Source organism: Paraburkholderia eburnea (assembly GCF_002917095.1).
Taxonomy (GTDB): domain Bacteria; phylum Pseudomonadota; class Gammaproteobacteria; order Burkholderiales; family Burkholderiaceae; genus Paraburkholderia; species Paraburkholderia eburnea.
The window spans coordinates 12,082-33,421 of sequence record NZ_PQGA01000028.1 but is presented as its reverse complement, the minus strand read 5'-3'; the positions used below and the strand labels follow the sequence as shown (position 1 = coordinate 33,421).

General features: G+C 66.2%; 19 protein-coding genes and 2 tRNA genes. 8 read left to right on the top strand and 13 right to left on the bottom strand.

Going from position 1 to position 21,340, the window contains the following annotated elements:
- Nucleotides 1–116: 116 nt before the first annotated feature.
- Nucleotides 117–620, top strand: coding sequence for an acyl-CoA thioesterase (locus tag B0G62_RS28640; RefSeq protein ID WP_103707542.1), 504 nt, complete (start codon nt 117–119; stop codon nt 618–620).
- A gap of 107 nt (nt 621–727) precedes the next feature.
- Here B0G62_RS28640 and fumC read toward each other — a convergent pair whose 3' ends face one another.
- From fumC to B0G62_RS28615, 5 genes are all read right to left on the bottom strand, one after another.
- Nucleotides 728–2,107, bottom strand: coding sequence for a class II fumarate hydratase (gene fumC / locus B0G62_RS28635; protein WP_244193413.1), 1,380 nt, complete (start codon nt 2,105–2,107; stop codon nt 728–730).
- Nucleotides 2,108–2,337: 230 nt separating this feature from the next.
- The gene (locus tag B0G62_RS28630; protein ID WP_407671254.1) at nt 2,338–3,996 is read right to left on the bottom strand and encodes a phospholipase D family protein; all 1,659 of its coding nucleotides are present in this window, start codon (nt 3,994–3,996) and stop codon (nt 2,338–2,340) included.
- Nucleotides 3,997–4,181: 185 nt separating this feature from the next.
- On the bottom strand, nt 4,182–5,150 hold the full coding sequence (gene panS / locus B0G62_RS28625) for a ketopantoate/pantoate/pantothenate transporter PanS (protein ID WP_103707539.1): 969 nt from the start codon (nt 5,148–5,150) through the stop codon (nt 4,182–4,184).
- 263 nt (nt 5,151–5,413) lie between these two features.
- Nucleotides 5,414–6,850 (bottom strand): MATE family efflux transporter, encoded by a 1,437-nt coding sequence (locus tag B0G62_RS28620; RefSeq protein ID WP_103707575.1) that lies wholly within the window; start codon nt 6,848–6,850, stop codon nt 5,414–5,416.
- A gap of 215 nt (nt 6,851–7,065) precedes the next feature.
- Nucleotides 7,066–7,287 carry an RNA-binding S4 domain-containing protein gene (locus tag B0G62_RS28615; protein WP_027817334.1) on the bottom strand — a complete coding sequence of 74 codons (222 nt, stop codon included), beginning with the start codon at nt 7,285–7,287 and terminating at the stop codon, nt 7,066–7,068.
- A gap of 326 nt (nt 7,288–7,613) precedes the next feature.
- On the opposite strand from B0G62_RS28615, the gene B0G62_RS28610 reads away from it, so the two are divergent.
- Complete coding sequence (locus tag B0G62_RS28610) at nt 7,614–8,033, top strand: hypothetical protein (RefSeq protein WP_103707538.1); 420 nt, start codon at nt 7,614–7,616, stop codon at nt 8,031–8,033.
- Between the two features lie 227 nt (nt 8,034–8,260).
- Nucleotides 8,261–10,408 (top strand): ATP-dependent helicase, encoded by a 2,148-nt coding sequence (locus B0G62_RS28605; RefSeq protein ID WP_244193412.1) that lies wholly within the window; start codon nt 8,261–8,263, stop codon nt 10,406–10,408.
- Between the two features lie 92 nt (nt 10,409–10,500).
- Here the strand turns inward: B0G62_RS28605 and B0G62_RS28600 are convergent, their stop codons facing one another.
- The 8 genes from B0G62_RS28600 to fdxA form a co-directional block, all read right to left on the bottom strand.
- Entirely contained in the window at nt 10,501–11,253 is a 753-nt protein-coding gene (locus tag B0G62_RS28600) for a DUF4088 family protein (RefSeq protein ID WP_103707537.1), read from the bottom strand.
- 176 nt (nt 11,254–11,429) lie between these two features.
- Nucleotides 11,430–11,753, bottom strand: coding sequence for an AzlD domain-containing protein (locus tag B0G62_RS28595; protein ID WP_103707536.1), 324 nt, complete (start codon nt 11,751–11,753; stop codon nt 11,430–11,432).
- On the bottom strand, nt 11,750–12,496 hold the full coding sequence (locus B0G62_RS28590) for an AzlC family ABC transporter permease (RefSeq protein ID WP_103707535.1): 747 nt from the start codon (nt 12,494–12,496) through the stop codon (nt 11,750–11,752). Before B0G62_RS28590 ends, B0G62_RS28595 begins: the two co-directional genes overlap by 4 nt.
- A gap of 199 nt (nt 12,497–12,695) precedes the next feature.
- Complete coding sequence (locus B0G62_RS28585; RefSeq protein ID WP_103707534.1) at nt 12,696–13,550, bottom strand: AraC family transcriptional regulator; 855 nt, start codon at nt 13,548–13,550, stop codon at nt 12,696–12,698.
- A gap of 52 nt (nt 13,551–13,602) precedes the next feature.
- The gene (locus tag B0G62_RS28580; RefSeq protein ID WP_244193417.1) at nt 13,603–14,028 is read right to left on the bottom strand and encodes a CreA family protein; all 426 of its coding nucleotides are present in this window, start codon (nt 14,026–14,028) and stop codon (nt 13,603–13,605) included.
- Between the two features lie 221 nt (nt 14,029–14,249).
- Nucleotides 14,250–14,325: transfer RNA gene (locus B0G62_RS28575), tRNA-Asn, on the bottom strand.
- A gap of 69 nt (nt 14,326–14,394) precedes the next feature.
- A tRNA-Asn gene (locus tag B0G62_RS28570) sits at nt 14,395–14,470 on the bottom strand.
- Nucleotides 14,471–14,640: 170 nt separating this feature from the next.
- Nucleotides 14,641–14,964, bottom strand: coding sequence for a ferredoxin FdxA (fdxA, locus tag B0G62_RS28565; protein WP_027817327.1), 324 nt, complete (start codon nt 14,962–14,964; stop codon nt 14,641–14,643).
- A 377-nt stretch (nt 14,965–15,341) separates the two neighbouring features.
- Between fdxA and pncB the strand changes: the two genes are divergently transcribed.
- From pncB to B0G62_RS28535, 5 genes are all read left to right on the top strand, one after another.
- Nucleotides 15,342–16,544, top strand: a complete 1,203-nt coding sequence (gene pncB / locus B0G62_RS28555; RefSeq protein WP_103707532.1) for a nicotinate phosphoribosyltransferase — start codon at nt 15,342–15,344, stop codon at nt 16,542–16,544.
- Between the two features lie 107 nt (nt 16,545–16,651).
- A complete protein-coding gene (locus tag B0G62_RS28550; protein WP_103707531.1) occupies nt 16,652–17,323 on the top strand; it encodes a LutC/YkgG family protein in 672 nt (223 codons plus the stop codon).
- 3 nt (nt 17,324–17,326) lie between these two features.
- Nucleotides 17,327–18,751 carry a sodium:proton antiporter gene (locus B0G62_RS28545; protein WP_103707530.1) on the top strand — a complete coding sequence of 475 codons (1,425 nt, stop codon included), beginning with the start codon at nt 17,327–17,329 and terminating at the stop codon, nt 18,749–18,751.
- 64 nt (nt 18,752–18,815) lie between these two features.
- A complete protein-coding gene (locus B0G62_RS28540) occupies nt 18,816–19,805 on the top strand; it encodes a 2-hydroxyacid dehydrogenase (RefSeq protein ID WP_103707529.1) in 990 nt (329 codons plus the stop codon).
- Nucleotides 19,802–21,307, top strand: coding sequence for a DNA recombination protein RmuC (locus B0G62_RS28535; RefSeq protein ID WP_103707528.1), 1,506 nt, complete (start codon nt 19,802–19,804; stop codon nt 21,305–21,307). Before B0G62_RS28540 ends, B0G62_RS28535 begins: the two co-directional genes overlap by 4 nt.
- The last annotated feature ends 33 nt before the right edge of the window (nt 21,308–21,340 follow it).

The window sequence follows — 21,340 nt, the reverse complement described above, 5'->3', positions numbered from 1 at the left end:
AGCGCCGGTGGGGACGGCGCTGTGATCGACATGCCGCGCTCGTATAATCGACGGCACCTAAAACGATGTCCTCGCCCGTGTGCGCGAGGCGCACAACCTCACGAGCCGGAGCCGATATGAATACGCCCTCGCAGCCTCTCGAGCGTTCGGAAACGACGTTCCGTTTCCTTGCCGAGCCGAACTCGGTGAACTTCGGCGGCAAAGTCCACGGCGGCGCGCTGATGAAGTGGATCGACGAAACGGCCTACGCCTGCGCCGCGGTCTGGTCGGGCCGCTATTGCGTGACGGTGAGCGTGGGCAACATCCGCTTTCGCCGGCCGATCCAGGTCGGCAACATGGTCGAGCTGCGCGCGCGCGTGGTGGCGACGGGCCGCACGTCGATGCACATCCACATCACCGTGCACGCGGGCGACCCCAAGAGCGGCCAGTTGCGTCTGACGACCGACTGCCTGATTGTGTTCGTGGCTGTCGACGAAAACGGCAATCCGATTCCCGTGCCCACTTTCACGCCCGAAACGGAGGAGCAGAAGCGCCTCGCGAAATATGCGCTCGACGTGAAGGAAGCGCTCGACGCGATCGTTGACCTCAAGCCCGAGGAAGTCGCGCGCGGGCAAGTCTGACGCAATCGCGTCACACAAAAAAACGGGCGGCGAGGATCGAATCCTTGCCGCCCGTTTTGCGTTTCAGCCCTTGTTCAAGGGCATTTCATGGCGACGTTATGGCGACGTTATTTGGAGTTGCCCACCATCTCGCCGGGCTTGACCCATTCGTCGAACTGCTGCTCCGTCACATGGCCGAGCGCGAGCGCGGCGGCCTTGAGCGTCGTGCCTTCCTTGTGCGCCTTCTTGGCGATCTGCGCGGCCTTGTCGTAGCCGATGTGCGGATTGAGCGCCGTCACCAGCATCAGCGATTCGTTGAGCAACGTGTCGATGCGGGCGTGATTCGGCTCGATGCCCACGGCGCAGTGATCGTTGAACGAGAGCGCGCCGTCCGCGAGCAGACGGATCGATTGCAGCACGTTATGCGCGATCATCGGGCGGAACACGTTGAGTTCGAAGTTGCCACTCGCGCCGCCCATGTTCACGGCCACGTCGTTGCCGAACACCTGGCAGCAGAGCATCGTCACTGCTTCGGACTGCGTAGGGTTGACCTTGCCTGGCATGATCGAGCTGCCCGGTTCGTTCTCGGGAATCGAGAGTTCGCCCAGGCCGCAGCGCGGACCGCTTGCGAGCCAGCGCACGTCGTTGGCGATCTTCATGAGGCTCGCGGCCACGGTCTTGAGCGCGCCGTGCGCGAACACCAGCGCGTCGGCGGCGGCCATCACTTCGAACTTGTTGGGCGCGGTGACGAAGGGCACGCCCGTGAGCCTGGCGATGGTTTCGGCCACTTTCTGCGCGAACTGCGGATGGGCGTTCAGACCGGTGCCCACCGCCGTGCCGCCCTGTGCGAGTTCGTAAAGATGCGGCAGCGACGATTCCACATGCTTGATGCCGTGATCGAGCTGCGCGACGTAGCCCGAGAACTCCTGGCCGAGCGTGAGCGGCGTGGCGTCCTGCAGGTGCGTGCGACCGATCTTGACGATGCCGGCGAACTGCTGCGATTTGGCGGCCAGCGTTTCGCGCAGCGTCTTCAGCGCGGGCACCAGATGCTTGACGATGGCCACCGCCACCGCGACGTGCATGGCGGTCGGGAACACGTCGTTGGACGACTGGCCGCGGTTCACGTCGTCGTTCGGATGGATCTTGCGCGACTCGCCGCGCTCGCCGCCCAGAATCTCGCTCGCGCGGTTGGCGATCACCTCGTTGAGGTTCATGTTGGTCTGCGTGCCGGAGCCGGTTTGCCAGACCGCGAGCGGGAATTCGCCCGCATGTTTGCCTTCGACGATTTCGTCGGCGGCCTGCACGATGGCGCGCGCCTTGGTCTCGTCGAGCACGCCGAGCTGCTGGTTGACTTCGGCGGCGGCGCGCTTGATCCATGCGAGCGCGGTGATCAGTTCGGGCGACTGCTTCTCGGTTGAGATGCGGAAGTTCTGCAAGGAACGCTGCGTCTGCGCGCCCCATAGCTGCGCGGCCGGCACGGCGATTTCGCCGAACGTGTCGCGTTCCATTCGGACATTCTCATTGCTGGCGGTCATGTTGACACTCCGATGTGAAAGCGGCGCCGGTGTTTCGGCGCGGCGCCGCGTGTGACGGGTCGGGTCCGCGAGGTGGCTGGACGGCGGCGCAGCGAGGCGGCGCCTCGCGTGAGCGCCGGCGAACGTGCCGGCAAGGCTCACGCCTGAGCGATATCTGGCTGGATGGCGGACTTTCGGGTTGCCTCGGTCGGCGGCGCAACGGACTAAAGCTGGCTATCGACCGGCAACAGCAAGAATAGCCCGGTTAGCAGATTCCGGTAAAAACCCGCGCCAGGATCGAGGTTGTAGGTACGGATCAGGCCGTTCTCCTCGTCGGTCCAGATGAGCGGCGAGTTCGTCGCGGTGCCGCGCTGCTTCGCAAGCTGTTCGGGCGTCGCGAGGGTGACGCGATAGCTCACCTCGGGCGAGGTCGCATGCGCGAAATAACCGGTGACTTCGTGCGCGATCGGCTGGCTGTCGATCATGAGCGCGAGTTCCGTGTTCAGGCGCGCGGAACGCGGATCGAGATTGAGCGAGCCGATCACGAGCGTGCTGTCGTCGATCACATAGGCCTTCGCGTGCAGGCTCGCCCGCGAGCGCGAGCCGGTAATGCCGAAGCGCCGCGAACCTGTGCCCTCGGGCTGCGTCGGCTTGAATTCGTAGAGATCGACGCCGGCTTCGAGCAGCGGCACGCGGTACGGGCTGTAGCCGGCCTGCACGGCGACGGCGTCGGTGGCCGCGAGCGAATTCGTGAGGATCGCCACGCGCACGCCGCGCGCCGTGAGCTTGCGCAGTTCCTGCACGCCCGCGTCGTGCGGCACGAAGTACGGCGAAAACACCAGCACGTTGCTCTTCGCCGCGCGAATCCGGTCGAGCAGCGAGCGCATCGCGTCGCCCAGCTCGCCTTGTTCCGCGCCGCCGATCTTGCCCGGCGCATCGGCCACGAACTGCCACTTCGCCCAGATGAGGCCGAGTTCGTTGCGCGTGATCTGCTGCGCGAGCGGCGTGGCGTTGAGCGGCTTCGCGTTGTAGGAATCGGCGCTCTCGCGCCAGTGCGTGCGCAGATCGTCGCGCGCGGCGTCGAGATCGTGCGCATCGAACTTCTGGTGGTTGAGCACGGCGAGCGGATACGAGACGCTGCTGTTCCAGTACCCGTCGAAACTCGCGGACACGCTGGCCGCGACCGGACCCGCGCCCAGCACGTCGAGGTCGCGGAACTGCAGCGTCGGACTCGCGCTGAAGTATTCGTCGCCGAGATTGCGCCCGCCCACGATCACCAGCTCGTTGTCGACGATCGTCGACTTGTTGTGCATGCGGCGCGTGAATTGATCGACGTTCGAGAAAAAGTTGCGCGTGCGCAGGTACACCGATTCGCCCGTGCTGCCGTATGGGTTGAACACGCGGATCTGGATGTTCGGATGGCTGTTGAGGGCGGCCATCAGGCGGTCGATGTCGTGGAAGTTCAGGTCGTCCACGAGCATACGCACGCGCACGCCGCGATCGGCCGCGTAGAGCGCCGCGCCGAGCAGCAGCTTGCCGGTCGCATCCTCGTTGGCGATGTAGTACTGCATGTCGAGCGTCTTCGTCGCCGCGCGCGCGAGCGCGACGCGCATCTGCAGCGAGTCGGTGCCGGTGGCGAGCAGCCGGAAGGCCGATTCGCCGGGATGCGCCGACTCGGGGGCGACCAGCGCGGCGCCCAGCGGCGTGGCGCCGGCGTCGGCGCTGCGCAGTGCGGAGGTGGATTCGCGCGGGTAGTCGGTCGCGGGCGGGCGCGTGGCGCAGGCCGCGACGAGCGTGACGCACAGAAAGGCGAGGCAGGCGCGCCGCAGCGCCTGGAGGCGGGCGCTGCGGCGGGACGCGTTCGGAACGATGGGGGCGGGCAAGCGGATTCTCCTGAGCGTGTGGCGCTGGCGTCCTCGGTCGTCCTCAGTCGTCCTTTAGCCTGTCGTTCGTCCGCAGGTCGGGTTCGCTGGTTCGCTTACGTTGCGCGCCGTCTTTAGCCGATTCTATCGGCAAGCGGCGCGACGTGATCCCCAAGGCGGGCGCGCGATGCGCGAGCGCTGAACGTTCAGGCGCGCGGAGCCGACGACGCGCTGGCGCGCGCCTCGTCGGCGTCGCGTTCGCTGCCGCGCGCGGGCTTGCCGGCCCAGTACCCAGCAAGCAGCGATCCCGAGAGGTTGTGCCACACCGAGAACAGCGCGCCCGGCAACGCCGCGAGCGGCGAGAAGTAGAGCTTGCCGAGCGTCGCGGCGAGCCCCGAGTTCTGCATGCCGACTTCGATTGCCAGCGTGCGGCACACGGATTCGTCGAAGCCCAGCAGTCGTCCGCCCCAATAGCCGCCCAGCAGGCCGATGCCGTTGTGCAGCACCACGCCGAGCGCCACGATCGGCCCGACCGTGGCGATGCTCGCATGGGTGCCGCCCACCACGGCGGCGATGATCGCGAGAATCGACACCATCGACACGAGCGGCAGCACCGGTTCGACGCGCCGTATGAGGCCGCCCGCAAGACGGTTGACGATCAGGCCGACGACGATCGGCAGCGCGACGATCTGCACGATGCTCATGAGCATCCCGTGCACGTCGACGACGATCGAGGCGTCCACGTAGAGGCGCGTGAGCAGCGGTGTCGCGAACACGCCCACGAGCGTTGACAGCGCGCTGATCGTCACCGACAGCGCCACGTCGCCGCGCGCCAGATAGATCATCACGTTGGACGCCGTGCCGCTCGCCACGCTGCCGACCAGCACCATGCCGGCGGTGAGGTCGGGGCTCATGTGCAGCGCATGGGCGATCGCCCATGCGGCCAGCGGCATCACCAGATAGTGCAGGACGATGCCGGCCAGCACGGGCGCGGGGCGCGTGAAGACGCGGCGGAAATCGGCGAACGAGAGCGTCACGCCCATCGCCAGCATGATGATCGTGAGCAGCGTCGTGACGTGAGGCGCGACGGGCGCGACCGCGCCCGGATTGAAGTAGGCGAACAGCGATACGAGGACGGCCCAGAGCGGGAACAGTCGGGTGATCGGGGCGAGCATGGGCAGTGAGAGTCCGAAAAAGAGGGCGTTCCAGTCGTTCTGATCGTTTGGATGGCAGACGGTGTCGGGCGGCGGCGCGCGCGGCCGGGATGGCCGGCGGGGCGCGGGCTCGCGCGCTGTCGTGCGGTGTTGCAGCGGTTCTGGTCTGTCGGCGCCCTCGTGGGACGGCTGGCGGACGCCCGGTGTCGGGGCCTGCCAGCCGCGTATTCTAACCGCCCGCCGCGAGGTGCCATGGCGCCCCGGCTGCGCCGCGTTAGCCCTGGTTAGTCCTGGTGCGTGGGCGCTTCGCGCTGCGCGCGACGGCTGATGTGATGGAAGCGCCAGGTCATGAGCACGGCCACGCTCGCCAGACCTGCCGCGAGTCCCCACCAGAGTCCGAGCGCGCCCAGCCCGAAATGGAAGGCGAGCGCATAGCCGAACGGAAAACCGATGCCCCAGTAGCCGAGCGTCGCGGCCAGCATCGGAATACGCGTGTCCTTGAGGCCGCGCAGGCAGCCCGAGCCGACCGTCTGCATGCCGTCCGCGATCTGGAAGATCGCCGCCACGCCCAGCAGCGTTGCCGCGAGCGCCACGGTCTGCGCATTGGCAGGGTCGTCCAGATGCAGATAGAGGCCGACGATCCAGTGCGGCGCGAGCACCATCACGAGCGCCGACATCGACATGAAGCCCACGCCCAGCGCCAGCGCGACGAAGCCCGCATGGCGCGCCGCGCCCGGCTGGCCCGCGCCGACCCAGTAGCCCACGCGCACGTTGGCCGCCTGGCCGATCGACAGCGGCACCATGAACATCACCGAGGCCACGTTCAGCGCGATCTGATGCGCGGCAAGCGGCGTCGAGCCGAGCAGGCCCATGACGATGCCGGTGGCGAGAAAGAGCGTGGCTTCCACGGCGAAGGTGATCGCCACGGGCCAGCCGATCGTGAATAGCTCGCCCATCAGCGGCGCGGTGGGCCGGCGCGCGACCACGAAATGCTGGTGCGAGGGCCGCAGGTGCAGCAGCGCCATCAACAGGAGCGTCGTCAGCCAGATGGTCACCGCCGTGGCCGCCGCCGAGCCGAGAAAGCCCAGATGCGGCAGGCCCCAAACGCCGTGGATCAGGCCGTAGTTGAGGAAGCCGTTGAAGAACACGCTGCCGATCGACACCCAGAGCAGCCGTTTGGCCGCGCCGATGGCGGGCAGAAACGAGCGCATCAGCCCCACGCCGATCAGGCTCGCGGGCGCGCCCCAGCGCAGCACGGCGGCGTAGTCGCCCACCTGATGCGCGAGCACGGGCGGCTCGCCGAGCGCGAGCAGCAGCGGCGCGGCGAACGACAGCAGCGCGAACGCGGGCACGGCCAGCAGCAGCGAGAGCGCGAAACCGGTCCAGTAGATGTGCGGGACGCGGTGGAGATCGTCGGCGCCGCGCGCCTGCGCGACGCTCACGCTCACCGAGGTCAGCACGCCCTGCAGCACCGTCACCACCACGAAGAACAGATTCGCACCGAGTCCACCGGCCGCGAGCGCGCCCGCGCCCAGCGAGCCGAGCAGCACGGTGTCGGTCACGCTCATGGCCATCTGCGAGAGCTGCGCGATGGCGAGCGGCGCGGCGAGGCGCGCGGTATCGGCGGCGTGGCGGCGCAGCGAGGGTGGGGCGAAGGCGCGGCGCGGGTCCTGGTTGCGCGGGTTGCGTTGAGCGCGCGTGGAGGCGGTGGATCGGGTCATAAAAGCGGACGCGGCGCGAATCATCGCGCCGCGTGTCCTGTGTTTGCGTACCGGTTGTGGGCTTGCAGGAGCTGAAAGCCTATGGCGAGATTACGCTTGTTTCGGACAAAAAGCACCTATATGGTGCATTTTCTTTCGGAAGCGTTTCGTTTTGGCGAGCTTTCGTGGCTTTTGAACCCGGTACGTCGACGCGAATCGATGCGAATCGAGGTGCGCTACTGCGCCTCGTGAATCGCGATGCGCGTGTCGCCCAGCAGCACCGACTGACCCGCGCGAATCTTGCAGGTCTTGCGCAGCTCGACTTCGCCGTCGACCTTGACGGCGCCGGAGGCGACGATCACCTTCGCCGAGCCGCCGCTGTCCGCGAGGCCCGTGATCTTCAGGAGGTTGTGGAGTTCGACGTAGTCGCCGGTCAGTGTGAAATCGAGATTGGGCATGGCAAATCGGGAATCAGGAGCGCGCCACGCGGGCCGCGCGAAAGGGTGAGCATGATAAGCGATCCCCGGCTCGCGGGCCGCTGATCCATCTCGGGGCCAGATGTTATGAAATCGTCAGAAAGTGAAACGGTGAGTAACGTTGCGGGACTTCACGGGCTTCCTCAGACAAAAATGGATCCACCCCAGCCGAGAGAACCGCCTCCCGAACAGGATACGCAAGGCACCGCATACCTGTTCGGCGAGGCGGCTTCATCGAGCGGGAGCGCGCCGCGACGGGCATGTCTGTTGCGAAGCCGTTCCCGGAACTACTGCAAAGAGGATATGCCATGACTCAGATTCGCAAGCTGCTTACCGGTACCGCTTTCGCCACCGCCGCGCTGTTCGCGCAAGGCGCGTTCGCCCAGACTGCTGAAGCTCCGTCGGCTGCGCCGAGCCAGGCGCCAGCCGCCGCCGGCATCGCGCAACCCGCGCCGGCTCCGCAGAACCTGACGGCGCCGACCTCGACCGATCCGCTGGTGCAGAAGCGCGACGCCAACGCCCAGGCCAGCGCCGAGTACCGCAGTGCGAAGAAGTCGGCCAACGCGCAATACAAGGACGCGAAGAAGCAGGCCAAGTCGGACTACAAGTCGCAGGTCAAGGACGCGAAGATCAACCGCAAGGCGGACCGTCAGGTCAACAATTCGGAAATGAAGGATCAGATGAACGGCCAGTCGGCCCAGCAGCAGAGCGGCACGACCCAGCCGTAAGTCTCGCAGCGCGTGTGAGCCGTTGAGTTGTAAGTAGAAGCGGCGGCGTCCGGAAGCGGGCGCCGCCGCTTCTATTTTTGGGCGCTTGAAGCGCGTCGCGCGACGATCGCGTATAAATATCGCCAGATCACGGCAGGATCGGCGCTTGCGGGCGTAAGGTGTATGGATATACAGTGTGTGTCGCCGCGTCATGGAAGACGCGCTATCTACCTCTGCCATCCGCCGCCGTGTCCACTGTCACTCTCGCCGATTCCCCCCAAGCCGAAGCGGGCCTGCCCGACGTGGCGGCCTACCTCGCGAAGCTCAACGATGCCCAGCGCGCCGCCGTGGAACATGGCGGCCCGCAGGCCTTTGCACCCGGCGCCACGCTGCCTGAACCGCTGCTTGTGATAGCGGGGGCCGGTTCCGGCAAGACCAACACGCTCGCACATCGCGTCGCGCATCTCGTTGTCAACGGCGTCGATCCGCATCGCATCTTGCTGCTAACGTTCTCGCGTCGTGCCGCGCAGGAAATGACGCGGCGGGTTTCGCGGATCGCCGCGGGCGTATCGGGCGCGGCGGCGACGCTGGCGCAAGGGCTCACCTGGGCGGGCACGTTTCATGGCGTCGGCGCGCGGCTGCTGCGCGAGTATGCCGAGCAGATCGGCCTGTCGCCCGCATTCACGATCAACGACCGCGAAGATTCCGCCGATCTCATGAATCTCGTACGTCATGAGTTGGGATTGTCGGCGAAAGAGAAGCGATTTCCCGCTAAATCGACGTGTCTGGCGATGTACTCGCGCGTCGTCAACACGGGCGATTCGCTGGCGGAGGTGCTCGCGCGCTCGTTCTCGTGGTGCCTCGAATGGGAGCCGCAATTGCGGGCGCTGTTCGCCGCCTACACGGACGCCAAGCAAAAGCAGAATGTGCTCGACTACGACGATCTGTTGCTATATTGGGCGCATATGTCGGCAGAACCGGCTATTGCCGCCGATCTGGCCGCGCGCTTCGATCACATTCTCGTCGACGAATATCAGGACACGAATCGCCTGCAGGCCTCCATTCTGCTCGCGCTCAAGCCGGACGGGCGCGGGCTGACCGTCGTTGGCGACGATGCGCAGGCCATTTACTCGTTTCGGGGCGCAACGGTGCGCAACATCCTCGATTTCCCCGCGCATTTCGACCCGCCTGCGCGACAAGTGACGCTAGAGCGCAACTATCGCTCGACCGCGCCGATCCTCGCGGCCTCGAATGCCGTGATGGACGCCGCCACGGAGCGCTACACCAAGAACCTGTGGACCGACCGCGCCTCGCAGCAGCGCCCGCGCCTCGTCACGGTCGCCGACGAGGCCACCCAGGCGCGCTATGTGGTCGAGCAGATTCTGGAGGCGCGCGAGGGCGGCATGACACTCAAGCAGCAGGCCGTGCTGTTTCGCGCCGCGCACCATAGCGCGACGCTCGAAATCGAACTCGCGCGCCGCAATATTCCGTTCGTGAAATTCGGCGGTCTGCGTTTTCTGGACGCCGCGCACGTCAAGGATGTGCTGGCCGTGCTGCGTTGGGCCGAAAATCCGCTCGACCGCGTGGCGGGTTTTCGCGTGACGCAGTTGATGCCCGGCGTCGGGCCGGCCACGGCCGCGCGGCTGCTCGATCAGGTCGCGGCCTGCACGGGCGCGTACCGCGCCGCGCAGGCGCTCGCCGCGTTCGCGCCGCCGCCGCGTGCCGCCGAGGATTGGCCCGCGTTCACCGCGCTCATCGACAACATCGGCGCGCGCGCGACGCCCTGGCCCGGCGAGTTCGAGCGCGTGCGGCGCTGGTACGAGCCGCATCTGGAGCGCAATCACGAAGACGCCCAGGTGCGCATGGCCGATCTGCTGCAGATGGAAAGCATCGCGAGCACCTATGCCTCGCGCGAGCGTTTTCTGACCGAACTGACGCTCGATCCGCCCGACGCCACCAGCGCCGAATCGGCCGATCCGCTGCTCGACGAGGACTATCTGATTCTCTCGACGATCCACTCGGCCAAGGGGCAGGAGTGGCGCAACGTGTTCGTGCTCAATGGCGTGGACGGTTGCATCCCGTCGGATCTGGGCGCGGGCAGCGACGAGGAACTCGAAGAAGAGCGCCGTCTGCTCTACGTGGCGATGACGCGCGCGAAGGAAGACCTGCATATCGTCGTGCCGCAGCGCTTCTATGTGCACAACCAGGCGGCGTCGGGCGACCGGCATGTCTGGGCGTCGCGCACGCGCTTTATCGGCGCGCAGATGCTGCCGCTGTTCGAAGGGTGTGCCTGGCCGGCGCCGCCCGTGGTCAGCGCGCCAAGTGCGGCGGGGCTGGCCGCCGCGGCGCGCGCGAAGGTCGAGATCGGCGCGAAGCTGCGCAAGATGTGGGAGTAAGCGGGGGAAAGCGAGGAATAAGCGAGGAATAAGCGAGAAATAAGCGCGGGCGGGGACGCGGCCGCGAGGGCCGCGTCTGCCGGAGAGCGGTTTTAGCGCGGCTGGTTTCTTGGCGTTGGCGGCACGAAGAAGTTGCGCAGCCAGGCGGCGAGTCGCGTGAAGACGTCGTCGGGTTCCTCGACGAAGATTTCAGGCTTCAGAAGACGCAGATATTCCATGATCTGCTGCGCTTCCTGCTTCTGGAACGTGCCGTGCGTGATGCCCATGCGCAACAGGCCGCGCAGTTCGCCCAGACGCTCGCGCGCGAGACTGCCGCTCGCCTGCTCGCAGCCGATTTTCGCTTCATAGACGCGCTGGCGCAGCGACTCCGCGAGACGCCAGGCAGGCGTCTGCATCTTTTCCTCCAGCGCCTGGATGTCCTCCACGCCCGATTTGATCTGCGCGGCGAGCGGGTCGATCAGCGTTTCTTCGGCCTGGGCCTCGTGGACGATCGCCGCCGCCCACTCGCGGCATTGCTTGGCCAGTTCCTCGGGCGTCCACTCGGCGCGCGAGGCGAAGCCGAAGCCGAATTCCCCCGCATGGCGCATCAGCATCGACACGACTTCCGGAAACTCCTTGTCAAGCGTGCGCTTGGCCCAGGCGTACTGGCCGCCTTGAAGAAGACGCTGCACCGCCTGCTCGGTGAGCGGCGTCATGTTGTCGAGCAGCTTTGCGCGCAGGAAGTCCTCAAACGACGGCGTCAGAAACTGCGGGTCGAGCTTGAGCGAGACGCGCAGGAACGCATCGAAGTCCTTGCGCAGCGACGCAAGCGTTTCTTCCTTGAGATTGAGGGTGATGTGCCCCATTGTGGTTGCCCCGGTGTATTCCTGGCGGTGCCTGAGTTCGCTTGGCCTGCATTGGCCCGCATTGGTCGGATGGCGCCAATGCAGGCCTCGACGGTTTAACGGCGCATGGGGGCGAAACTTGAGCGGCGCGGGCTGAGTCCGTCCTCGAAACCTGCTGGAAACGCGGCGCGCACGGGCTAGCGCAGCACCACGCCTTGCCAGAAAAAGAACACGCCCAGACCGACCGCGATGGTGAGAAGCGGGCGCTTCGTGAGTGCGCTCACGCCGATCGCCGCTAGCGCGCCGACGAGCTGCGGATTGCGCCAGCTCAGCTCGGCGTGCTGGCCGTGCGGCGAGACGGCCATCGGCACGATGATCGCGGTGAGCACCGTGACCGGCACGAAGCCGAGCGCCGTGCGCACGAGCGGCGGGAACACCAGACGCTCGCCCAGCACGAAGACGGCGGTGCGCACGAGCAAGGTGATGGCAGCCATGCCGAGGATCAGGACGACGTAGTTCATTGGCGGCCTCCGGCAATCGCGTGTTGGTCGTGTTGATCGCGTTGGTCATGCTGGCGATGCGCGCGCAGCGGCTGTTGTGTATCGGCATCGGCTGCATCGCGCGGCTTGCGCGGCCGCGACAGCACGACGCCCACCGCCACGCCCACGAGCACCGCGCCGAGCAGCCCGAGCTTGTACGGCCACGCCTGCCAGAAAAACGCGAGCGCGCCCGCCGTGACGGCGGCGGCCAGATAGCGCAAGGCCACGAGTTGCGGCACGACGATGGCGATAAAGGTTGCGACCATCGCGAAGTCCAGCCCGAGCGACTGCAGCCCCGGAAACGCCGCGCCGAACAGCAGGCCCGCGGCGGTCCAGAACTGCCAGTTCAGATACATCGAAAGCCCCGAGCCGAGGAAGTGCCACGGCGAGACATCGCCCGGCGCATGGCGGCGGAAGTAAGCCCAGGCGACGGCGAACACCTCGTCGGTGAGCAGGCCGCCGAGCGCGAGACGCCAACGCAGCGGCAGGTGCGACACATAGGGCGCGAGCGTCGCGCTATAGAGCACATGGCGCAGATTGACGATGAGCGTGGTCGCCCAGATCACGGCGAAACTCGCATTCGAGGCGATCAGCCCGAGCGCGATGAACTGCGCCGAGCCGGCAAACACGGCGAGCGACATCAACTGGCCGTGCCAGAGCGCGAGCGGTCCCGTGGCGACGAGCGTGCCGAAGATGATGCCGAAGGGCGCCGCGCCGATCATCATCGGCACGGTGTCGCGCGCGCCGGCGACGAGTTCCTTGAAGCGATGAGGGTGCGGGGGAGGTTGCAAATGAGGTTGCGAATGAGGTTGTGTAGCCAAGCCGTTCTCCTGATACGGAGGGTCAGCTTAGCCGGGCGTTTGGCGTGCGGCTTGTACGTTCTTGCGCTTTGGCCGTGCTTCGGGTCGCGAATCACGCCACGATTCACGCCATCTGCCAGCGCCCCGGCGGCACGCCGAACATGCGGCGGAAGTGGCGCGTGAAGTGGCTCTGATCCGTGAAGCCTTGCGCGGCGGCGACATCGGCGACCGCAACGCCCGCGCGCAACGGCGCGAGCGCGCGCTGCAGCCGCAACTGCGTGCGCCAGGCGTGCGGCGGCAGGCCGGTCGCGTGGGTGAAGAGGCGCGTCGCGTGGAACGGCGACAGGCCGATGGCCTGGGCGAGATCGGCCACGCGCAGCGGCGCGGTGAGATCGGCGGCGAGCAGCGCCTTCATGACGTCGACGCGCGGTTCATGCGGCGCGGCTGCAAGCGGCGTGGCGCGCGTGCGGCCATGGCGGGTGAGGAGCGTCGAGAGGGCGTCGATCAGCGCGTCTTCGGCGGTCAGCGGATCGGCGGGTGTCGCCGTCAGGCCGTGGGCGGCGTGCGCTTCCATCAGGCGGTGCGCGCGCGAGAGGCGACGGGCGAGATCGAGATCGCGGATGACTTCGGCATCGAACCACGGCAGCGGTTGCGGGCGGTCCGCGATCCCGTTCGCGAGGGCATGGAGATAGTCCACCGGCACGTACATGACGCGATAGCGCCAGCCCTCGTCCACGGCGCGCGCGCCCGTGTGAAGCTCGCCGGGATTGATGACGGGCACGCTGCCGGCATCCGCGACATGGTGCGCGCCGCTGTAGCGATAGCACTCGGCGCCTTCCTCGATCACGGGGACCGTATAGGCGTCGTGCCAGTGCGCGGTGAACTCGTGATCGTGATATTCGGCCGTGAGCAGTTCCGCGCCGGGCAACAGCGGCGAGCGCCAGTAACGGGCCGAATCGCGAAACGTGGAGCGGGTCATGGCGCGGGGCGAGAACCGATGAGGCGCCGAAGCGGCGGCGAATCCTTGCAGTTTAGCGCACGGGGATGGTCGTGCCGGCGGGCATCGGCACGGCGGTGACACTGTTCTTCGCGCTGCCGCTCACGACGCGGTCGCTGTAGGTCAGATAGACGAGCGCGTTGCGTTTCGTGTCGACCACGCGGACCACGTGCAGCGTCTTGAAGAGGAACGACATGCGTTCGCTGAAGACATCGGCCTGCTGCTTGAGCGGGGAGGGGAAGCTGATCGGGCCGACCTGGCGGCAGGCGATGGACGCTTCGGTCGGGTCTTCGGCGATACCTAGCGTGCCTTTGACACCGCCGGTGCGCGCACGGGAAACGTAGCAGGTGACGCCTTGCACCGCGGGATCGTCGTAGGCTTCGACGACGACCTTGTCCGAGCCGGTCATGCGGAAATTGGTGTTCACGCTGCCGATCTGCTCGGCGTGGGCGGCGCCCATGACGAGCGTGCTCGCGCAAAAGGCCAGCGCGCAGCGCAGCCGGACGGCGTAGCGGGTCGATTTCATGCGGATTCCCGAGAATTGGTGTAGCGGTATTATCGGGCAGGGTGGGGGATGCGACTAATAGCCGGATTCGCGTTGATGCCTGAAGGCCAGCAGCGCATCTTCCGTCGCACCAAAAGAAAAAAGCCGTTGCGCAAAAACGCAACGGCTTCATATTTTGGCTCCCCGACCTGGGCTCGAACCAGGGACCTACGGATTAACAGTCCGGCGCTCTACCGACTGAGCTATCGGGGAACAGCAGTACAACTACAGCTATTAACTTCTTCAAAAAGACCGTTTTGATTAACGGGCTTTTGCGAATCCTGGCTCCCCGACCTGGGCTCGAACCAGGGACCTACGGATTAACAGTCCGGCGCTCTACCGACTGAGCTATCGGGGATCAACAAAAGCAGAGAACGAGATTCTATGGGGTGTGGCGCAGTCTGTCAACACCTGATCGCCATCTTATTTTCATTCCCGTCGAAAAAACGATCGGGAGGGCGATGACAAGGCCGCTGACGACGCGCCAGCCCGCTCGCTTCCAGCGTCGCTAACGTGTGTAACGTACGTTTAGCGAGCCAGCAGCGCGAGCTTGTCCTTCACGTCCTTGAATTCTTCGGCTTCCGGAAGTGCCGGCTTGGTCTTGGTGATGCTCGGCCAGTTCTTCGCCAGATCGGCGTTCAGCTCGATGAACTGTTGCTGGTCGCCAGGCACGTCTTCTTCAGCGTAAATGGCATTCACCGGGCATTCTGCGACGCAAACAGCGCAGTCGATGCATTCGTCCGGGTCGATCGCGAGGAAGTTGGGACCTTCGCGAAAGCAGTCCACCGGGCACACATCGACGCAGTCGGTATAGCGGCACTTGATGCAGCTTTCGGTCACAACGTGGGTCATTCAGGCAGCTCCTGCAGCTTTTGTATTGGGGATGGCGCTGGGGTTGGCCGCGCCAAAAGCGGTATTGTAACTGAATGGGAAATTCCCCATCCACACCCTCGCGGCACTGTTTATATCGTTTCGTGATTAGTTTATGCGGTGCGCCATGGGCTTGAACCGGGCCTGAATGAGCTGGTGCAATCCGTGGTTTTCTTGCTCGATATCCATGCGCTCGCCACGGTCGTGCGGGCATCGCCGCGTCGGAATGCCGCATTCGGGTAACATGGGCGCACCGCTGAAGCCCGCCGCCCGCCGGCTTCGCCGTATGCCTCACGAGGCGCGGCGCAGGCTCGGGAAGCACGGCGCGCCCCCTCCGATTGCAGTCCGGCTCGTCAATCATGGTCATAACTTCGCTGCTCGATACCGATCTGTACAAATTCACGATGATGCAGGTGGTGCTGCATCATTTCCCCGCGGCCAACGTGGAATACCGTTTCCGCTGCCGCACGCCGGATGTCGATCTCGTGCCTTACGTCGACGAGATCCGTAGCGAAATCTCCAAGCTCTGCCGCCTGCGCTTCGCCGACCCCGAGCTTGAGTATCTGCGCAAGATGCGCTTCGTGAAGGGCGATTTCGTCGATTTCCTCGCGCTTTTCCATCTGAACGAGAAGTACATTTCGGTCACGCCGTCGCCCAAGGGCAATGGCGAGATCGATATCGAGATCAAGGGGCCGTGGCTGCACACGATCCTCTTCGAGATCCCGGTGCTCGCGATCGTCAACGAAGTCTATTTCCGCAACACGCAGCATCATCCGCAATACGAAGAGGGCCGCGAGCGCCTGCGCCGCAAGATCGAGCTGCTAGGCGCCAGGCCCGAATTCGCCGACTGCAAGATCGCCGACTACGGCACGCGTCGCCGCTTCTCGAAGCGCTGGCACGAAGAGGTGATCCTCACGCTCAAGGACGATCTGGGCGAGCAGTTCACGGGCACGAGCAACGTGTACTACGCGATGAAGCACAACCTCACGCCGCTCGGCACCATGGCGCACGAGTATCTGCAGGCCTGCCAGGCGCTCGGGCCGCGCCTGCGCGATTCGCAGATCTACGGCTTCGAGATGTGGGCGAAGGAGTATCGCGGCGACCTCGGCATCGCGCTGTCGGATGTCTATGGCATGCAGGCCTTCCTGCGCGACTTCGACATGTACTTCTGCAAGCTCTTCGACGGCGCGCGTCACGATTCGGGCGATCCGTTCGACTGGGGCGAGCGCCTGCTCAAGCACTACGAAGACAATCGTGTCGATGCTCGCACGAAGACCATGATCTTCTCGGACGCGCTCGACATTCCCAAGGTGCTGAGTCTTTACGAGCGCTTCAAGGACCGCTGCCGTCTTGCGTTCGGCGTGGGCACCAATCTCACCAATGACCTCGGTTATCAGCCGCTGCAGATCGTCATCAAGATGGTCCGCTGCAATGGCCAGCCGGTCGCCAAGCTGTCCGATTCGCCGGGCAAGAACATGTGCGACGACAAGGCGTATCTGGCCTATCTGCGCCAGGTGTTCGGCATCGAACAGCCGACGGAAGAGGAACTCGCGGCCCACTAGGCGCAGCATCTTCGTCACGCGCCAGGCGGCAAAACGCAGGGCGGCGCGCCGGTATAATCGGCGCGCCGCCTTTTTCTTTGGCCTTTCTTCATTCGACGAGGACGTTCATGGATACCACGGCCGCCCGCCGCAGCATACTCGCGCGCATTCGCGCGGCCCAGGGCCGCGCCGTGACGTCGCCCATGCCCACGCCGCACGAGCGCGAAGCCGTCGCCGACTACCTCGCGCGTCATCCGCAAGGTCCGCGCCCGCCGCTCGAAGGCGATCTCGTCGCGCGCTTCGTCGAGCAGGCCCGGACCATGGCCAGCACCGTCGATGAAGTCGCGCAACTGGCGGACGTGCCTGCCGCCGCGGCGCGTTATCTCGCTTCGCTCGAACTGCCGACGCAGGCCGTCGCCTGGCAGACGCTCGAATCGTTCGACTGGGCGGCGGCAGGCTTGAGCGTCGCGTTTCGCAAACCCGAGGATCGCGATCTCGTCGGCCTGACCGGCTGCTTTTGCGCGACTGCCGAGACCGGCACGCTGGTGCTGCTGTCAGGCCCGCAAACGTGGGCCTCCGGTGCCTTGCTGCCCGAGACGCATATTGCCGTGGTGAGCGCATCGCGCATCGTCGCGGGTCACGAGGACGCCTTCGCGCTCATGCGCGCCGAACGCGGCGAGCTGCCGCGCGCGGTGAACTTCGTGTCGGGGCCGTCGCGCACGGGCGATATCGAACAAACCATCGTGCTTGGCGCGCACGGGCCGTATCGCGTCCACGTCATCGTCGTGCATGGCGCGTGACGCGTGACGTTCCGACACATCCTGAAAGGCTGCGGCGCGGCGCTCGCGGCCTGCGCGGCGCCGTGTGCCCACGCGGCCAGCGTGGACGGCGCGACGCTTTGCGCGACCTGGAGCCTGCCGTTCGCGCTCATGCTGCTGTCGATCGCGCTCTTCCCGATGTTCGCGGCCAGCTTCTGGCATCGTCATTTCGGCAAGATTTCGGCGTTCTGGGCACTCGCGTTCCTGTTGCCGTTCGCCGCGACGCACGGGGTATCGGCCACGTATCCGCTCTTCGTGCATGCGCTGATCGACGAATATGTGCCGTTTATCGTGCTGCTCGGCGCGCTCTATACGATCGCGGGCGGCATCTGCATCTACGGCAATCTGCACGGCTCGCCGCGCACCAATACGACGATCCTGTTGCTGGGCACCGTGCTCGCGAGCGTGATGGGCACGACCGGCGCGGCCATGCTGCTGATTCGCCCGCTCCTGCGCGCCAACGACAATCGCCGCCACAACGCTCACGTCGTAGTGTTCTTTATCTTCCTCGTCGCGAACGCGGGCGGCTCGCTCACGCCGCTCGGCGATCCGCCGTTGTTTCTCGGCTTTCTCAATGGCGTGAGTTTCTTCTGGACTACGCAGCATCTCGCCGTGCCGATGCTGTTCGTCTGCGCCGTGCTGCTCGCCGCGTTCTGGCTGCTCGATTCGTGGTACTTCCGTCGCGAAGGCGAGGCACGCGCGGCCGCGCTCGATCCGACGCCCGACACCGGGCGCATCGTGATCGGCGGCAAGTTCAACTTCGTGCTGCTCGCCGGCGTGATCGCGCTCGTGCTGATGAGCGGCGTCTGGAAGCCGGGCATCGGCATCGATCTGCCGGGCGCACGGCTGCAATTGCAGAACCTGGTGCGCGACGCGGGCCTCGTCGTGCTGGCGGCGCTCTCGCTGTTCTGCACCTCGCGCACGGCGCGCGCCGACAACGGTTTCGACTGGACGCCCATCGCCGAAGTCGCGAAGCTCTTCGCGGGCATCTTCGTGACGATCACGCCGGTCATCGCGATGCTGCGCGCGGGCGAGCAAGGCGCGTTCGCCGCGTTGATCCAGGTCGTGAACGCGGCGCCCGGCCGCCCCAACGACGCGCTCTACTTCTGGGCGACGGGCCTGCTTTCGTCGTTCCTCGACAATGCGCCGACCTGGCTCGTCTTTTTCAATCTCGCGGGCGGCGACGCGCCCACGCTCATGACGAGCGGCGCGCGCACGCTCGCGGCGATCTCGGCGGGCGCCGTGTGGATGGGCGCGATGAGCTATATCGGCAACGCGCCGAACTTCATGGTCAAGGCCATCGCGCAGCAGCGCGGCGTGCGTATGCCGGGTTTCTTCGGCTATCTTGGCTGGTCGTGCGTGGTGCTGACACCCGTGTTCGCCGTGGCGACCTGGCTGTTCTTCGTCTAGGCGCGCGCCGGGCGACAATGTCGTCCAGGTCAGCGATTCAACCCCAGCAGTGTGGAGAGCAACGATGCAAAAAATTCTCGTGGCGCGCCCGATCTTTCCGGATGTGATCGACCGGCTCAAGCAGTACTTCGATGTTGACTGGAACAACGGCGAGATGCTGTCCGCCGACGCGCTCAAGGCGCGGCTCGCCGACAAGGACGGCGCGCTCACCATGGGCGAGCCGATCGATGCCGCCGTGCTGGCGGCCGCGCCGCGTCTGCGCGTGGTGTCGAACATGGCGGTGGGCTACAACAATTTCGACATGGCGGCCTTCAACGCCGCCAACGTGCTCGGCACCAACACGCCGGACGTGCTCAACGAAACCACGGCCGATTTCGGCTGGGCGCTGATGATGGCGGCCGCGCGCCGCATCACCGAATCGGAGCACTATCTGCGCGCGGGCAAGTGGCAGAAGTGGTCGTTCGACATGTTCCTCGGCGCCGACATCCACGGCGCGACGCTCGGCGTGATCGGCATGGGCCGCATCGGCCAGGCGCTGGCGCGGCGCGCGCGCGGTTTCAACATGCGCGTGATCTATCACAACCGTTCGCGCGTCGCGCCCGAGATCGAGCGCGAACTGAACGCCGAATACTGCTCCAAGGCGGATCTGCTCAAGCAGGCCGACCATATCGTGCTGGTGCTGCCGTACACGCCGGAGAACCACCATACGATCGGCGCGGCGGAATTCGCGCTGATGAAGCCCACGGCCACGCTCACCAACATCGCGCGCGGCGGCATCGTCGACGACGCGGCGCTGGCCGAGGCGCTGCGCACGCGCCGCATCGCCGCGGCGGGGCTCGACGTGTTCGAGGGCGAGCCTGCCGTGCATCCGGCGCTGCTCGAAGTGGACAACGTGGTCCTCACGCCGCACATCGCGAGCGCGAGCGAAGGCACGCGCCGCGCGATGGCCAATCTCGCGGCCGACAACCTGATCGCCGCGTTGGGAGAAGGCCCGCGCGCGGGCCAGCCGCCCAATCCGGTCAATCCCGGCGTGCTGGGGAAAGCCCGTTCATGAGCGTCGAGTCGTTGATGGCGCTCGCCCTGCTGCTAATGGCAATCGCGCTGGCCGTGGCGATCGTCGCGTTGTTGCGCGCGCGTCAGGGCGCGCACGGTCATGAGGTCGCGATGCTCGACGCGCTCGATCAGCTTAGCGACCGCATGGCCGGCGCGAGCGAAACGCAGGCGCGCGCGGCCGAGCGCATCGAGCGCGAACTGCGCAATGAGATCGCACGCACGGCGCAGGCGTCGCGCAGCGAGTTCGGCGGCGGCTTTGCGCAGGTGCAGCAGGCGCTCGCGGCGCATCTCACGAGCATCGCGACCGTGCAGAACAGCCAGCTCGACAGCTTTGCGCAGCAGCTCGCGAAGCTCACCGAAACCAACGCGCAGCAACTCGACGCCGTGCGCCAGAGCCAGCAGTTGCAGGCGCAGCAGGCGCGCGACGAGCAGGGCGCCGCGCTGCGTCACTTCGGCACTTTGCTAGGCCAGCAGGTCGCGCAACTGATCGAGTCCAACGACCGCCGTTTGACCGAGGTGCGCGCGACGCTCGAACAGCGCCTGAAGGACATCGAGGCGAACAACGCGGCCAAGCTCGAAGAGATGCGCCGCACGGTCGACGAAAAACTGCACGCGACGCTGGAGCAGCGTCTGGGCGAGTCGTTCAAGCTGGTCTCCGACCGCCTGGAGCAGGTGCATCGGGGGCTCGGCGAGATGCAGACGCTGGCGGCGGGCGTCGGCGATCTGAAGAAGGTGCTGACCAACGTGAAGACGCGCGGCACCTGGGGCGAAGTGCAACTCGAAGCGCTGCTCGAACAGATGCTCACGCCCGAGCAGTACGCGAAGAACGTGGCGACCGTGCCGGGCCGCAGCGAGCGCGTGGAGTTCGCGATTCGCCTGCCGGGGCGCGGCATCAAGGCGGGGGCGAATGACACGGACAGCGCGCCGGTGTGGCTGCCCGTGGACGCCAAGTTTCCGCGCGAGGACTACGAGCGGCTCGTCGATGCGCAGGAACGTGCCGATCTGGCGGGCATCGAGGAAGCCGGGCGTGCGCTCGAAGCCCGCGTGCGCGCCGAGGCTCGCGCCATCGCCGAGAAATACGTGGCGCCCCCGCACACGACCGATTTCGCGCTGCTGTTCCTGCCGACCGAAGGACTGTATGCCGAGATCCTGCGCCGTCCTGGACTCACCGATCAGCTGCAACGCGATTTCCGCGTGACCATCGCCGGACCGACCACGCTCACGGCCTTGCTCAACAGTCTGCAAATGGGCTTTCGCACGCTCGCCATCGAAAAGCGTTCGAGCGAAGTCTGGCAGGTGCTCGGGGCGGTCAAGACGGAGTTCGGCAAGTTCGGCGACGTGCTGGCGCGCACGAAGACGCAACTGGAAACGGTGACGCGCTCGATCGAAGCCGCCGAAGTGCGCACGCGCGCGATGAACCGCAAGCTGCGCGACGTGGAGGCGCTGCCGGGCGAGGACGCCTCGAATCTGCTCGGCGATGCGCTGGGCAATGTCGACGAGTAGCGCTGCGCGCTCGCATTCCAATGCAAAGGGCCG

Coding starts and splice junctions, on each gene's coding strand:
- fumC (WP_244193413.1), bottom strand. CDS start 2,107: ATGGAACGCGACACGTTCGGCGAAATCGCCGTGCCGGCCGCGCAGCTA.
- B0G62_RS28585 (WP_103707534.1), bottom strand. CDS start 13,550: ATGACCCGCTCCACGTTTCGCGATTCGGCCCGTTACTGGCGCTCGCCG.
- panS (WP_103707539.1), bottom strand. CDS start 5,150: ATGCTCGCCCCGATCACCCGACTGTTCCCGCTCTGGGCCGTCCTCGTA.
- pncB (WP_103707532.1), top strand. CDS start 15,342: ATGGTCATAACTTCGCTGCTCGATACCGATCTGTACAAATTCACGATG.
- B0G62_RS28600 (WP_103707537.1), bottom strand. CDS start 11,253: ATGGGGCACATCACCCTCAATCTCAAGGAAGAAACGCTTGCGTCGCTG.
- B0G62_RS28540 (WP_103707529.1), top strand. CDS start 18,816: ATGCAAAAAATTCTCGTGGCGCGCCCGATCTTTCCGGATGTGATCGAC.
- B0G62_RS28595 (WP_103707536.1), bottom strand. CDS start 11,753: ATGAACTACGTCGTCCTGATCCTCGGCATGGCTGCCATCACCTTGCTC.
- B0G62_RS28535 (WP_103707528.1), top strand. CDS start 19,802: ATGAGCGTCGAGTCGTTGATGGCGCTCGCCCTGCTGCTAATGGCAATC.
- B0G62_RS28580 (WP_244193417.1), bottom strand. CDS start 14,028: ATGGGCGCCGCCCACGCCGAGCAGATCGGCAGCGTGAACACCAATTTC.
- fdxA (WP_027817327.1), bottom strand. CDS start 14,964: ATGACCCACGTTGTGACCGAAAGCTGCATCAAGTGCCGCTATACCGAC.
- B0G62_RS28640 (WP_103707542.1), top strand. CDS start 117: ATGAATACGCCCTCGCAGCCTCTCGAGCGTTCGGAAACGACGTTCCGT.
- B0G62_RS28620 (WP_103707575.1), bottom strand. CDS start 6,850: ATGACCCGATCCACCGCCTCCACGCGCGCTCAACGCAACCCGCGCAAC.
- B0G62_RS28610 (WP_103707538.1), top strand. CDS start 7,614: ATGACTCAGATTCGCAAGCTGCTTACCGGTACCGCTTTCGCCACCGCC.
- B0G62_RS28550 (WP_103707531.1), top strand. CDS start 16,652: ATGGATACCACGGCCGCCCGCCGCAGCATACTCGCGCGCATTCGCGCG.
- B0G62_RS28590 (WP_103707535.1), bottom strand. CDS start 12,496: ATGATGATCGGCGCGGCGCCCTTCGGCATCATCTTCGGCACGCTCGTC.
- B0G62_RS28615 (WP_027817334.1), bottom strand. CDS start 7,287: ATGCCCAATCTCGATTTCACACTGACCGGCGACTACGTCGAACTCCAC.